Below are 13,800 nucleotides of genomic sequence, written 5' to 3' on the forward strand. Positions count from 1 at the left end.
GTTAGTAACGGACGGGTCTCATTTCGAGCCGCTCATTAGTTGTCACTCATTTGAGTTCACTGTGCCGTTCAGCCTGTTCTCTCGTAGTGCGGCCTGGATGGCCATGGTGTCGAGCGTCCCCTCGACCCGCAGCGCCCGCCCGAAGGCCCGTCGCTGCAAGGCCTTGTCGAGGCACTCGCCAGTCGGATGCAGCCACGCACCACGCCCGGGCAGAGTGGCGGAATCGTCCACCACGAGTTCTGAACCCCGGGCGACAACCCTCAGAAGTGAGGACCGGGAGGCGCGAGAACGGCAACCGACGCACGTTCTTACGGGTTCCATCTTACCCCTCCTGAGGCGGAGGCGGCGCACAGGAGGGCCACGTCCATCGTTCAGGCTACCCCGGGCCCTGGACAGACAGCGTTGCCAAACCGCATGGGAAGGGGGACACTGCGAAGCGGGAGGACCGATGCCGGGGGTGCCACGCGAAAGAAATACGGGGTGGGGACGCGCGCTGCGGGTCGCGTTGGCGGCCGGCACGGCGGTCACCCTCCTCACGCTTGCCGCGGTGTCACCGGCGAGCGGCGCAACAGTCGCGTGGCCTCAGTTCGGCGACGGACCTGCTCATTCGGGAGTGAACTCGTCGGAGACCTCGATCGCTCCGACCACGGTCGGCAACATGAAACCGACATTTACAGCGTCGCTGCCCGGCGTGGCCGATGGACCGCCTGTGTATCAGCCGGGAGTCGTCACCGCCTCCGGCACTCGCGACCTGCTGTTCCTCACGACCAAGACAGGGTGGATCGTCGCTCTCGATGCCTCCACCGGATCGACGGTGTGGTCGCGCCAGACCGGCCCGGGCGGCTGCACCATCAACAACGGCGGCACTCCGTGCTACACGACCTCGTCACCGGCCATCGACCCGAGCGCGAAATACGTCTACTCGTACGGGCTGGACGGCCGCGTGCACAAGTACGCGACCGGCACGGGGGTGGAGGTCGTCGCCGCGCCCTGGCCAGAAGTCACCACCACGAAGCCGTTCGACGAGAAGAGCTCCCCCGCACTGACCATCGCGACCGTCGGCGCGACCTCGTACCTGTATGCGGCGAACGGAGGCTATCCGGGCGATCGCGGGGACTACCAGGGCCACGTGACCACGATCAACCTCGCGACAGGCACGCAGACCGTGTTCAACACGCTGTGCAGCGATAAGACGATCCATTTCACAGAGACGGCTGCCACCGACTGCCCGCAGGTCCAGTCCGCCGTCTGGGCACGGCCAAGCGTCGACTACGACGCTGCCACGCAGCTGATCTACTTCACGACAGGCAACTCCGTCTTCGACGGAGTACACAACTGGGGCGATACCGTTCTCGCCATCCACCCGGATGGAACGGGAGCGGGCGGCGGTCCGGTCGACAGTTACACACCCACCAACCAGACGCAGCTCAACACGTCAGACCTCGACCTCGGAAGCACATCGCCCGAGATCGTGACAGCGCCGCCCGGATCGACGGTGGCGAATCTCGGCGTCCAGGGGGGCAAGGATGCGATGCTGCGCCTGCTGGATCTGGCGAACCTGAGCGGAAAGGGCGGCCCCGGCCACCTCGGCGGGGAGCTGCAGCTGCTGGGCGTCCCCCAGGGTGGCATGGTGCTGACCCAGCCGGCCGCGTGGACCGACCCTGCGACGGGGACGTCCTGGGTGTTCGTGGCCAACGGCAGCGGACTCTCCGCGCTCAAAGTCGTCGCGGGTGCCGGGGGCAAGCCACAGTTGACTGCCGGGTGGACGCACACCGGGAGTGCTTTCGGCGGCACGACGCCGATCGTCGCGGGCGGAGTCCTTTTCTATCTGACGAACGGGGGCGCGCGCGCACTCGACCCGGCGACCGGGCTCACCCTGTGGACCGACACCTCGGGCACTGTCGGACTGCACTGGCAGAGTCCGATAGTCGTCAACGGCCACCTCTACTACGCGGACGGCAGTGGAAAGGTGCGGGCGTTCAGTGTTCCCGTGAAGACATCCTCACGGCTGTCCGGCCTCGACCGTTACGCGACGGGCGCTGCCGTGTCGGCGGCGACGTTCGCACCGGGAGTGCCGGTCGCCTATGTCGCGACTGGTATGGGCTTCGCGGATGCGCTCTCAGGATCCGCCGCGGCAGGTGCTGGCCGCGGACCTGTGCTCCTCGTCCCGCCCACGAACATCCCGTCGGCCGTCGCCGCCGAACTGACCCGGCTGCATCCGGCCAGAATCGTCGTGCTCGGCGGCACGGGTGCGGTGAGTGCCGCTGTCGAGAACCAGCTCAGCTCGTTCGCAAGCGCGACCAGGGTAGCCGGGGGCGACCGCTATGCGACCAGCGCTGCGATCTCGTCGACCGCGTTCGCGTCGGGGCCGCACCCTGTGGCGTACATCGCGAGCGGCGAGGACTTCCCGGATGCGCTCTCCGGCGGTGCGCTCGCTGCGGGCGCGACCGGCGGCGGTCCCCTGCTGCTGGTCACCCGGGACGCCATCCCTGCCGCGATCACCACCGAACTCAACCGCCTGCGACCTTCGAAGATCGTCGTACTCGGGGGTCCAGGCGCCGTCGGAGCAGCCGTCAGGGCGACGCTGGGGGCACGCGCACCGGTGACGACTCTCAGCGGGGCCGACCGTTACGCAACCAGCGCAGCCGTCGCAGACGGGTTCCCTGCAGCGGCATCGTCCGTCTACATCGCCGTCGGAACGTCGTACCCGGATGGGCTCGCGGCGGCAGCAGCCGCAGGAAACCGGAATGCGCCCGTGCTACTCGTCACACAGCACTCGATCCCGGCTGTCACCGCCGGCGCGCTGACGCGGCTGCAGCCGAACTCGATCATCGTCGTCGGTGGCACCGCCGCGATCGACAACGGCGTTCAGACCGCACTCGGGGCGTACGTGCACTGAGTCGGGCTGGATGGTGTGCTTGTGCGCCTTCGGCGGCCGAGTCGACGCGGCAGTGCCGCGACGGCTCGGCGCGAAGATCGACATTCAGGAGTTACTCTTCGTCGAGGATCGAGTCCGGCTGAATGGCTGTGCTTTTCGCCTTCGGCGACCGAGTCGACGCGGCAGTGCCGCGACGGCTCGGCGCGAAGATCGACATTCAGGAGTTACTCTTCGTCGAGGATCGAGTCCGGCTGAATGTCGATCTTCGCGCCCGTCAGTTTGGCGGCCAGACGGGCGTTCTGGCCCTCCTTGCCGATCGCGAGAGAGAGCTGGTAGTCGGGAACGAGCGCACGCACAGCCTTGAGCGACTCGTCGATCACGAAGGCACTGGTCACCTTCGCCGGCGACAGGGCACTCGACACGAAGGTCGCGAGATCGGGCGAGTAGTCGACGATGTCGATCTTCTCGTTGTTCAGCTCCGCCGTCACCGCGCGCACACGTTGCCCGAGCTCGCCGATGCAGGCGCCCTTCGCGTTGACCCCGGGCTGCGTCGCCCGCACCGCGATCTTCGTACGGTGCCCGGCCTCGCGGGCCAGCGACACGATCTCGACCACGCCGCTCGCGATCTCGGGAACCTCGAGCGCGAACAGCTTGCGGACAAGCGCCGGGTGCGTGCGCGACACCGTGATCGACGGCCCCTTCAGCCCCTTCGACACGCTGGTGACGTAGACGCGGATGCGCGAACCGTGCGTGTACTCCTCACCGGGAACCTGCTCCTCAGGCGGAAGGATCGCTTCGACGCTGCCCAGGTCGACGTGGATCATGCGCGGGTTCGGACCCTGCTGGATCACGCCCGCGACGATGTCGCCCTCGCGCCCGCGGAACTCGCCGAGTACAGCGTCGTCAGCGATGTCACGCAACCGCTGGTTGATGACCTGCTTGGCTGCGAACGCCGCGATCCGGCCGAAGTCGCTCGGGCTGTCCTCGGCCTCGCCGATGACGTTTCCCTCGTCGTCCAGCTCCGGAACGTAGACGGACACGTGACCGGTCTTTCGATCAAGGTGTACGCGCGCTGCAGGCGGCTGGTCCGTGTGTCCGTGACGGTGATCAGGCTGGTTGGTGTGCTTCAGATACGCAGTCAGGATCGCCTGTTCGATGATCTGCACCAGCTCGTCGAAGGGAATCTCTCGTTCGCGCTCCATGAGACGCAAGACGCTGAGGTCGATGTCCATGCCGGCCTCCTCTATTCAGATCTTGCCGCCGCGAACCGCGCGACGGACTCAGCTATCTACGGTACCCGATCGTGGGCCCGCCCGTAACGCTGGACAATGCCTCCATCGCGCGTACCGTGTGGATGATGACGGCAGAAGTGAAGGGGACCGCGCGTTCCGCGGAGAACAACCCCGCTGTGAAGATCCTCGCCCGTGTCGGCAATGTCGCCGTCGGGATCGTGCACATCCTGATCGGCGGCATCGCGATCAGCATCGCCTTCGGAACGGGTGGCGAGGCAGACCAGTCAGGGGCGTTCAATCAGCTCATGCAGACGCCCGGAGGTGTGATCATCGTCTGGATCGTCGTCGTCGGGCTTGTGGCGCTCGGTTTCTGGCAGATCCTGCAGACGATCGTGGCGCCGGGAGCGGATCCGAAACGGCGCTGGGCCACCCGGCTGAAGGAAGCCGCCAAGGGCGTCATCTATTTCGCGCTCGCGTGGGTCGGGATCGTGGTCGCCCTGGGAGGATCCTCGAATTCGGCGTCGTCCACCTCGTCGGCGAGCGCGAAGATCCTGAGCACGCCGGGCGGTGTCTTCCTGCTGATCCTGATCGGCCTCCTGATCTTCGGGATCGGCGTGGGGTACGTTGTGCGCGGCGCGACGAAGCGGTTCGCCCGCGACATCCAGACGCCGCCCGGCCCTGCCGGGGATGCGACGATCACGCTCGGTGTCGTCGGCTACATCGCCAAAGGCGTCGCGCTGGGCATCGTCGGTGTGCTCTTCGTGGTCGCCGCAGTGACCTTCGACCCGGCCAAGGCGAACGGTCTGGACGGAGCCCTGCTCACGCTGCGCGGGCTGCCCTTCGGCGTCTTCATCCTGTTCGTGGTCGCCGTCGGGCTGATCGCCTACGGCGTGTACTACTGCGTGCGAGCCTTCGTCGTCCGCCTCTGACTACTGCCGGCGAAACGGCCTCAGCGGGACAGGATCCCGGCGACTTCGGCGACCGGCACCTGTGTGCGCTCGCCCGTGCGGCGATCCCAGACCTCGACGACGCCCTCGGCCGCGCTGCGGCCGACGATGACGATCTTCGGCACCCCGATGAGTTCGGCGTCACCGAACTTCACGCCGGGTGAGACTTTCGGGCGGTCGTCGAACAGCACGTCGAGGCCCGCATCCTCGAGGGAGGCGGTGAGCGCTTCGGCGACCTCGAACACGACCGGCTCGCGTCCCGCCGCAACGACGTGCACGTCGAACGGCGCGACCGACTCGGGCCAGATCAGCCCCTTGTCGTCATTGTTGAGCTCGGCGAGGATCGCGAGGATGCGCGTCACGCCGATGCCGTAGGACCCCATCGTCACCGTGACGAGCTTGCCGTTCTCGTCGAGCACCTTGAGCCCGAGGGCATCGGCGTACTTGCGGCCGAGCTGGAAGACATGGCCGATCTCCATGCCGCGGGCGAGTTCGACCGGACCCGAACCGTCGGGCGCCGGGTCTCCGGGGTGCACTTCGGCGACCTCGACTGTCCCGTCACTTGAGAAGTCGCGTCCGGCGACCAGGCCGAAGACGTGGTGCCCTTCTTCGTTCGCGCCCGTGATCCAGCCGGAACCGTCGACGACACGGGGGTCGACGAGGTAGCGGATGCCCGTGCTGGCGTCTTCGCCGAGCACCGGGCCGAGCGCGGACCACGGACCGATGTACCCCTTCACGAGTCCGGGGTTCGCCAGGAAGTCCTCCGGGGTCGCCTGCTCCACCTCGGTGGGCGCGAACGCGACCTCTGCGCGCTTGAGGTCGACGTCGCGGTCTCCGGGCAACCCGACGACAACGAGCTCGCGACGCCCGTCGAGGTGAACGAGGGCGAGCACGACGTTCTTGAGCGTGTCCGCAGCGGACCACGCTCGCCCGTCAGGGCGCGGGTGCTTCTCGTTCGCCAGATCGACCAGGGTCTGGATCGTGGGAGTATCCGGCGTGTGGAGCACCTCGGCAGGCGTCAGTTTCTCGTAGGTGCGCGTGGGAGGCGCCACCGTGGTGAACGCCTCGACGTTGGCCGCGTAGCCCCCGGCGGAGCGAACGAAGGTGTCCTCGCCGACGGCGGTCGGGTGCAGGAACTCCTCGCTGCGGGAACCGCCCATCGCACCGGCGTCGGCCTGCACGATCACATACTCGAGGCCGAGCCGCGAGAAGATGCGCTCATACGCGTCGCGCTGCGCCATGTAGCTCGTGTCGAGTCCCTCATCTGTGTAGTCGAACGAGTACGCGTCTTTCATCGTGAATTCGCGTCCGCGCAGGAGGCCAGCGCGCGGACGCGCCTCGTCGCGGTACTTGTCCTGGATCTGGTAGATCGACAGCGGCAGGTCTTTGTAGCTGGAGTACAGGTCTTTCACCAGCAGGGTGAAGACCTCTTCGTGCGTCGGAGCGAGGAGATAGTCGCCGCCCTTGCGGTCCTTGAGCCGGAAGATGCCGTCGCCGTATTCCTCCCAGCGTCCCGTGGCCTCATACGGGTCGCGCGGAAGCAGCGCGGGAAAATGCACCTCGTGGGCCCCGGCCGCCTCCATCTCCTCACGGATGATCGTCTCGATCTTGCCCTTGACGCGCAGACCGAGCGGAAGCCACGCGAAGATGCCCGGCGCCTGGCGGCGGATGTAGCCGGCACGGACGAGCAGCCGGTGACTGGTCACTTCTGCGTCGGAGGGGTCTTCACGAAGGGTGCGGAGGAAGTAGTTCGACAGACGTGTGGGCACCGTTCCATGTTAGAGGGCGGCGACCGGGACGTTGCGCGGCCTGTGATTGGTGGCCCGCGGATCACGCTGCAGGACGCTGGAGCGCCTTCGAGACGGCCGCTGCGATCACCTGCTGGCCGGCGGGCGTCGGATGCACGTCGTCGGACTGCATCAACGCCGGCTTGCCGAACAGGGGCTGGCCGATGTCCAGCGCACGGCCGCCGACGGCGGAGACGGCGCGCACGACGTCGAGGTCGATGTCGTCCAGCTGGGGCGGGACGTTCTTGTCGTTCCAGACGGGGCTCACCGCGAGGATCTCCGCCCGCGGCAGCGCTGCGTGGAGAGCGCGGATCGTCGCAGCCGTCTCACCTGCGATCATCGTGTCGTCGCTTCCCAGATCGTTGCTGCTCCCCGACACGAACACGATCGACGGATTCAGGCGGGCCGCGACCGCCACCTGGTCGGCGAACGTGTCCCCGTTGTCGCCCGGCGTCACGAAACCGGAGCCGTCGCTTGCGAGGTTGGTGAGCCGCCAGCCGTACTCCTGCGCAAGGAGGGCCGGCCAGGCCTGACCGGGGTGGAGGCCATGGCCTTCCATGATCGAATCGCCGATGGCGACCACGGTCGGTCCCGTCGCGCTGGCTTCCGTGGTGTGCGCGACGATCGTCGGCCGCCCCGTGGCGGACGCGACGCCGACAGCGAGCGACACGGCGACGAGCAGCACGCCGGCAGCCAGAACTGCCGGAATCCTCTCCCGCCGCACACGCATGGCGACAGGATAAGCACCCGCTCCGCAGAACGGCTATGCGATACCTATGCGCTTGCCCGGGCTGGAGATGCTCAGCTGACCGTGACGACAGGCTCGCCGCTGGTCACGTCGGGCATTTCGGCCGCGAGCCGGTTGGCCTCCGCGATGAGAGTCGCGACGATCTCGGACTCCGGCACGGTCTTGATGACCTCGCCTTTCACGAAGATCTGCCCCTTGCCGTTACCCGACGCGACTCCGAGGTCGGCCTCGCGTGCTTCACCGGGGCCGTTGACGACGCATCCCATGACCGCGACGCGAAGCGGAACACTCATCCCTTCGAGCCCGCTGGTGACGTCGTTCGCGAGCTTGTAGACGTCGACCTGAGCCCGGCCGCAGCTGGGGCAGGAGACGATCTCGAGCTTGCGTTCGCGGAGGTTGAGCGACTGCAGGATCTGCAGACCGACCTTGACCTCCTCGGCCGGCGGCGCGGAGAGCGAGACCCGGATGGTATCGCCGATCCCCTCGGAGAGCAGGATCCCGAAGGCGGTCGCCGACTTGATCGTGCCCTGGAAACTCGGGCCCGCCTCGGTGACGCCGAGGTGGAGCGGCCAGTCGCCGCGCTCGGCCAGAAGACGATAGGCCTTGACCATCACGATCGGGTCGTTGTGCTTGACCGAGATCTTGAAGTCGTGGAAGTCGTGCTCCTCGAACAGGCCCGCCTCCCAGACGGCCGACTCGACGAGGGCCTCCGGGGTCGCCTTGCCGTATTTCTCCAGAAGCCGCGGGTCGAGAGAGCCGGCGTTCACACCGATGCGGATGGAGACCCCGGCCTCCTTGGCGCGGCGGGCGATCTCACCTACCTGGTCGTCGAACTTGCGGATGTTGCCAGGGTTCACACGCACTCCGGCACACCCGGCATCGATAGCGGCGTAGACGTAGTTCGGCTGGAAGTGGATGTCGGCGATCACCGGGATCTGGCTCTTCTTCGCGATGATCGGAAGGGCTTCGGCATCGTCGCGGCTCGGAACGGCCACACGCACGATGTCGCAACCTGACGCGGTGAGCTCCGCGATCTGCTGGAGCGTCGCGTTGATGTTCGGTGTCGGCGTCGTCGTCATGGACTGGACGCTGATCTGCGCGTCGCCGCCGACGAGGACTTTGCCGACTCTGATCTGCCTGGACTTCCGTCGCGGAGCCAGGACTTCGGGAACCTTGGGCATTCCCAGATTGATTGCAGCCACGGTTCTAGCTTAGGCGTCCAGCCACACGGAGGGGTGGGCGCGGGGGCTACTCTCAGCCGAAGAGGTTGACCGGCTTGACGATGTCCGCGTAGATGAGCAGCAGGCTCATGCCGCCGAGCACGACCACCACCGCCATGGTCAATGGCATCAGTTTCGCCATGTCGACGGGCCCCGGGTCGCGCTTCTTGAACAGTTTCGCCCAGCTGCGGCGGATGCCCTCCCACAGCGCCCCGGCGATGTGACCGCCGTCGAGCGGGAGCAGCGGGATCAGGTTGAACACGAACAGCGCGATGTTCAGCGAAGCGAGCAGCCCGATCATCGTGTACACCTTGTCGACGACCGGAACGTTGTTGAGCGCGGTGAGCTCGCCCGCCGCGCGACCGACGCCGACCACGCTGATCGGGCCATTCGGGTCGCGCTCACCCGGCCCGAAGGCCGCGTTCCAGACGCCGACCATGCGCTGCGGCAGGTCGACGATCATTCCGCCGACGGCGCCGATCTGCGTGCCGACGGCCGGAAGGACAGCGGTGGGCGGCTGCGGTACGAGTTCACGAAGCGGACCGATCCCGATGAACCCGGCCTGCACGGTCTCGGACGTGCCGCTCGCATCCTTCTGCACCGCGCCCTGCGCGTTCGTCACGTACTTCGTCGTCATGGCGGGCGTCACCGTGAAGGTGTGCCGGGTTCCGTCGCGCTCGACGACGACGGTCAAGGCCTGGTCGGCCGACTTCTGGATGATGGCGGTCGACTGGTCCCAGCTGGTGATCGCGGTGCCGTCGATGCTGACGATGCGGTCGCCCGGTCGAATACCGGCGTCATAGGCGGGCGCGGCCGGGTCGGACGCGCTGCACGTCTGGTTCGTGGCGGTCGGGGAGATGAGACAGGTGCTCACCGTGGCGACCGTGGTGCTGTTCTGCGCCGTGCCGAACCCGCACAGCAGAATGGCGAACAGCGCGATGCCGATGAGCAGGTTCATCACCGGGCCGCCGAGCATGATGACGATGCGCTTGGCGACCGGGAGGCGGTAGAAGGCCCGGCTGTCCTCGCCGGTCTTGATGGTCTGTGCGCTCTGCTCACGCGCATCCTGCACCATGTTCTGCATGAACCCTGTGGTCGCGTCGCGTGCGCCCTCACCGTTCTTGCCGGGAGGGAACATGCCGATCATCGAGATGTAGCCGCCGAGCGGGATGGCTTTGACCCCGTACTGGGTCTCGCCCTTGCGGAACGAGAAGAGCGTCTTGCCGAACCCGATCATGTACTGGGTGACCTTGACGCCGAAGAGCTTCGCGGGAACCAGGTGCCCGATCTCGTGCAGGCCGATCGACAGGGCGAGGCCGACCACCATGATGGCGACGCCGAGGATGAAGAGAAGCACGGATTCCACGCCGCAACACTACCGCCGGGCAGCTTGGAAGCAGCCGGAAGTTCGCTATGGACCGCCGGGCCGTTCAGTGAGCGGCGATCAGCCGGTCGGCCTCCGCTCGCGCCCGAAGCTCGGCCGCGCGGAGCGTCTCCCGAGTGAGATCGGGCTCCGGTACATGCGCGTCGACGACCCGCTCGACGGTGTCGAGGATGTCCAGGTAGCCGATCCGGCCGGCATGGAACGCGGCGACCGCCTGTTCATTCGCCGCGTTGAAGACGGCCGGATAGGTGCTTCCGGCCATGCCGACGCGCTTGGCGAGCGCGACCGCCGGGAACGCATCGTCGTCGAGCGGCTCGAACGTCCAGGTGTGGGCGGTCGACCAGTCGAGCGGGACACCGACTCCCGCGACCCTGTTCGGCCAGTCGAGTCCGAGCGAGATCGGCAGGCGCATGTCCGGCGGGGAGGCCTGGGCGATCGTCGAGCCGTCGACGAACTCCACCATCGAATGGATGACGGACTGCGGATGCACGGTCACGGCGATGTTCTCGTACGGCACGTCGAACAGCACGTGCGCCTCGATGACCTCGAGACCCTTGTTGACCAGGGTCGACGAATTCGTCGTCACGACGAGACCCATGTCCCAGGTGGGATGGGCGAGCGCTTCGGCAGGCGTCACGTCACGGAGCGAGGCGCGGCTGCGCCCGCGGAAGGGGCCGCCGGATGCGGTGAGCACCAGTCGTGAGACCTCGGCCGCGGTACCCGAACGCAGGGCCTGCGCGATCGCGGAATGCTCCGAGTCGACCGGGACGATCTGCCCGGGCTTCGCGATGCGCTTCACGAGGTCTGCGCCGACGATCAGCGATTCTTTGTTCGCAAGCGCGAGGGTGCGCCCGGATTCGAGCGCCGCCAGTGTCGGCCCGAGCCCCACCGACCCGGTGATGCCGTTCAGCACCACATCGGCGTCGACGGAGCGCACCAGTTGTTCGGCGTCCGCGGCACCGAGTGCCGTCTCCGTCACCGAGAACTCCCGGGCCTGTTCGGCGACGAGGTCGGCGTTGGTGCCGGCCGCGAGACCGACGACGGTGAACCTGTCGCGGTTCGCGCGGATCACGTCGAGGGCCTGCGTTCCGATCGACCCGGTCGAGCCGAGAATCACTACCCTGCGCACAGGGCCCATGCTACTTGCCTAGTGCGTCGTCTTCACGATGTCGATGACGAACACCATGGTGTCGGTGCCCTTGATGTCTCCCTTGCCCTTCGTGCCGTAACCGTCGGCCGGCGGGATGATCACGATGACCTGCGAGCCGACCTTCTGGCCTTCGAGCGCCTTGGTGAAGCCGGCCACGAAGCCGGTGACGGCACCGCTGTAGACGCCGCGGCCCCAGCTCTGGTCGAAGACTTTGCCGGTGCGCCAGAGGACGCCCTGGTACTGGAGCGAGATCGTGTCGGTGGACTTCACGACGGCGCCGTCGCCCTGCTTGAGGACCGCGATCTTGGTCGTCGTCGGCGGAGCGGTCTTGGGGATGGTGATGGTGGGCTGGCCGATGCTGGACAGCTTCACCGTCGGGAATCCGGCGGTCGGTGCGACCGGAGTGCCGTTCGCGCGGGTCGGGACAAGGTCGACGACGTCTGCGACGAAGACGACCGTGTCGGTCGCCTTGAGCCCGAGGCTCGACGTGTCCTGGCTGCCGAACGAGTCCTTCACCGTGGACGTCGTGACGACCCGAGAGCCGACCGGCACGCACTCGATCGTGCGGACGAGGCCGGGAACGTACTGCGTGTCGTCGACGACGATCGGCACAGGGCTCGTCTTGTCGAAGCCGCTCGCGCTGAGCAGCTTGCCGGTGGTGCCGTTGTACGCGGCGAGCGCGATGTCGACCGTGCTGGACGGCTTGACGTCGGAACCCTTGCCCTTGATCACAACGGTGCGCTCGGTCGAGGTGGCCTTCAACGGAGCCGAGAACTTCACGGTCGGCGTGGCGCGGAAGTCACCGGTCACCGAGACCGCCTTTGAGGTCGCGCCCGACGGCGTGCTCACACACTTCGCGCTGGCGGCCGACGTGCTGGTCGACGTCGGAGCCGGGGCACCCGAGCTGCAGGCCGCGAGGGCGAGGATGGCGCCGACGGCGGCGATCAGGGAGAGGGTTTTGCGCACGGGATCACTTTCGGAAGACGAAGGGGCAGGGACCCAGTCTGAACCATCGGGCTATGCCGAAGCTGACAGTGGTCTCCACAGATCCTGTCCATCCACCGGTTCAGGCCTCCGGTGACGAGCCGGAAACACGGCCGACCTACGATGGAGCGTATGACACGCGACTTCTCCGTTCCGCAGGCCCGCAAACTCGTCACAGACCTTCCTGGTCCACGATCGATCGCCTTGCAGGAGCGCCGCGTCGCCTCCGTCAGCCGGGGCGCCGGCACGCTCGCCAACATCTACATGGAAAGCGGCTCCGGAGCGATCCTGGTCGACGTCGACGGCAACCGGCTCATCGACCTGGGCTGCGGCATCGGAGTCACGACGATCGGTCACGCGCACCCCGCTGTGGCGGCGGCGGCAGCGGAGCAGGCCGCGAGGCTGACCCACACGCTCTTCACCGTCACCCCCTACGAGAACTACGTGCGCGTCGCCGAGAAGCTCGCACAGATCACACCCGGTGACTTCGAGAAGCACTCGATCCTCGTGAACTCCGGGGCCGAGGCCGTGGAGAACGCGGTGAAGATCGCCCGCAAGTACACGGGCCGGCGAGCGATCGCATCCCTCGACCACGCCTTCCACGGCCGCACCAACCTCACGATGGCCATGACCTACCGTCCGTGGCCGGAGCGCGCGGGTATGGGACCGTTCCCGGGCGAGCTCTACAGCGTGCCGATCAGCTACCCGTTCCGCGACCCGGAGGCCATGACGGGCGAGGAAGCGGCCGAACGCACGATCGACTACATCACCACGCACATCGGGGCGACCGAGCTCGCCGCGCTGTTCGTCGAGCCGATCCAGGGCGACGGCGGGATCATCATCCCGGCGCCCGGCTACTTCAAGCGGCTGAGCGAGTTCTGCACTGAGAACGGCATCGTCTTCGTCGCCGATGAGATCCAGTCCGGCATCGGCCGCACGGGAACCTGGTACGCGATCGAGCACCACGGCGTGGTCCCCGACCTCGTGACCAGCGCCAAGGGCATTGCGGGCGGATTCCCGCTCGCTGCCGTCACCGGGCGCGCGGAGATCATGGATGCGGTCCAGCCCGGCGGGATCGGCGGCACCTTCGGCGGCAACCCCGTCTCGACCGCCGCGGCTCTCGCCGTCTTCGACGTCATCGAAAGCGAAGGCCTGCTCGCCGAGGCGGAGCGCGTCGAGCGGGCCCTGCGGGCGCGCATCGGAGACTGGGCGGAGCGCTTCCCCGTCGTGGGAGAGGTGCGGGAAAGGGCGCCATGTTCGGTGTCGAACTGGTCCACCCCGGAACGAAGAAGCCCAACCCGGAGGCGCTGACCGCTGTGCTCAGGCATGCGACGACGAACGGCGTCATTCCGCTGGATGCGGGCAGCTGGGACAGCGTGCTTCGCATCATGCCGTCGGTGGTCATCAGCGAAGAACTGATCGACGATGCGGCGACGGTCATCGAAGAAGCGCTCGCGCGCTTCAGCTGAA

General features: G+C 67.3%; 10 protein-coding genes and 1 pseudogene. 3 read left to right on the top strand and 8 right to left on the bottom strand.

Annotated features, from left to right (window positions below; all coding sequences use genetic code 11):
- Nucleotides 1-42 precede the first annotated feature (42 nt).
- Entirely contained in the window at nucleotides 43-321 is a 279-nt protein-coding gene (locus tag AAYO93_RS12450) for a YlxR family protein (RefSeq protein WP_345761500.1), read from the bottom strand.
- Nucleotides 322-457: 136 nt separating this feature from the next.
- Between AAYO93_RS12450 and AAYO93_RS12455 the strand changes: the two genes are divergently transcribed.
- The gene (locus AAYO93_RS12455; protein ID WP_345761501.1) at nucleotides 458-2,899 is read left to right on the top strand and encodes a cell wall-binding repeat-containing protein; all 2,442 of its coding nucleotides are present in this window, start codon (nucleotides 458-460) and stop codon (nucleotides 2,897-2,899) included.
- Between the two features lie 203 nt (nucleotides 2,900-3,102).
- Here AAYO93_RS12455 and nusA read toward each other — a convergent pair whose 3' ends face one another.
- The gene (gene nusA, locus AAYO93_RS12460) at nucleotides 3,103-4,110 is read right to left on the bottom strand and encodes a transcription termination factor NusA (RefSeq protein ID WP_345761502.1); all 1,008 of its coding nucleotides are present in this window, start codon (nucleotides 4,108-4,110) and stop codon (nucleotides 3,103-3,105) included.
- A 125-nt stretch (nucleotides 4,111-4,235) separates the two neighbouring features.
- Here nusA and AAYO93_RS12465 point away from each other — a divergent pair, with 125 nt between their 5' ends.
- Nucleotides 4,236-5,039 (top strand): DUF1206 domain-containing protein, encoded by an 804-nt coding sequence (locus AAYO93_RS12465; RefSeq protein WP_345761503.1) that lies wholly within the window; start codon nucleotides 4,236-4,238, stop codon nucleotides 5,037-5,039.
- A 20-nt stretch (nucleotides 5,040-5,059) separates the two neighbouring features.
- On the opposite strand, the gene AAYO93_RS12470 is transcribed toward AAYO93_RS12465, so the two are convergent.
- The 6 genes from AAYO93_RS12470 to AAYO93_RS12495 form a co-directional block, all read right to left on the bottom strand.
- Nucleotides 5,060-6,826: a proline--tRNA ligase gene (locus AAYO93_RS12470; protein ID WP_345761504.1), complete on the bottom strand. Its 1,767-nt coding sequence runs from the start codon at nucleotides 6,824-6,826 to the stop codon at nucleotides 5,060-5,062.
- Between the two features lie 61 nt (nucleotides 6,827-6,887).
- The gene (locus AAYO93_RS12475; protein ID WP_345761505.1) at nucleotides 6,888-7,574 is read right to left on the bottom strand and encodes an SGNH/GDSL hydrolase family protein; all 687 of its coding nucleotides are present in this window, start codon (nucleotides 7,572-7,574) and stop codon (nucleotides 6,888-6,890) included.
- Between the two features lie 71 nt (nucleotides 7,575-7,645).
- Nucleotides 7,646-8,794, bottom strand: a complete 1,149-nt coding sequence (gene ispG / locus AAYO93_RS12480) for a flavodoxin-dependent (E)-4-hydroxy-3-methylbut-2-enyl-diphosphate synthase (RefSeq protein ID WP_345761506.1) — start codon at nucleotides 8,792-8,794, stop codon at nucleotides 7,646-7,648.
- A 52-nt stretch (nucleotides 8,795-8,846) separates the two neighbouring features.
- Nucleotides 8,847-10,178, bottom strand: coding sequence for a M50 family metallopeptidase (locus AAYO93_RS12485; protein WP_345761507.1), 1,332 nt, complete (start codon nucleotides 10,176-10,178; stop codon nucleotides 8,847-8,849).
- A gap of 64 nt (nucleotides 10,179-10,242) precedes the next feature.
- Nucleotides 10,243-11,334 (bottom strand): 1-deoxy-D-xylulose-5-phosphate reductoisomerase, encoded by a 1,092-nt coding sequence (locus tag AAYO93_RS12490; RefSeq protein ID WP_345761508.1) that lies wholly within the window; start codon nucleotides 11,332-11,334, stop codon nucleotides 10,243-10,245.
- Between the two features lie 9 nt (nucleotides 11,335-11,343).
- The gene (locus AAYO93_RS12495; RefSeq protein WP_345761509.1) at nucleotides 11,344-12,312 is read right to left on the bottom strand and encodes an FKBP-type peptidyl-prolyl cis-trans isomerase; all 969 of its coding nucleotides are present in this window, start codon (nucleotides 12,310-12,312) and stop codon (nucleotides 11,344-11,346) included.
- A gap of 141 nt (nucleotides 12,313-12,453) precedes the next feature.
- Here AAYO93_RS12495 and AAYO93_RS12500 point away from each other — a divergent pair.
- Nucleotides 12,454-13,799, top strand: a pseudogene (locus tag AAYO93_RS12500) (aminotransferase class III-fold pyridoxal phosphate-dependent enzyme).
- Nucleotide 13,800 lies beyond the last annotated feature (1 nt).

Origin of the sequence: Diaminobutyricibacter sp. McL0608 (assembly GCF_039613825.1) — a bacterium.
Classification (GTDB): Bacteria; Actinomycetota; Actinomycetes; order Actinomycetales; family Microbacteriaceae; genus Diaminobutyricibacter.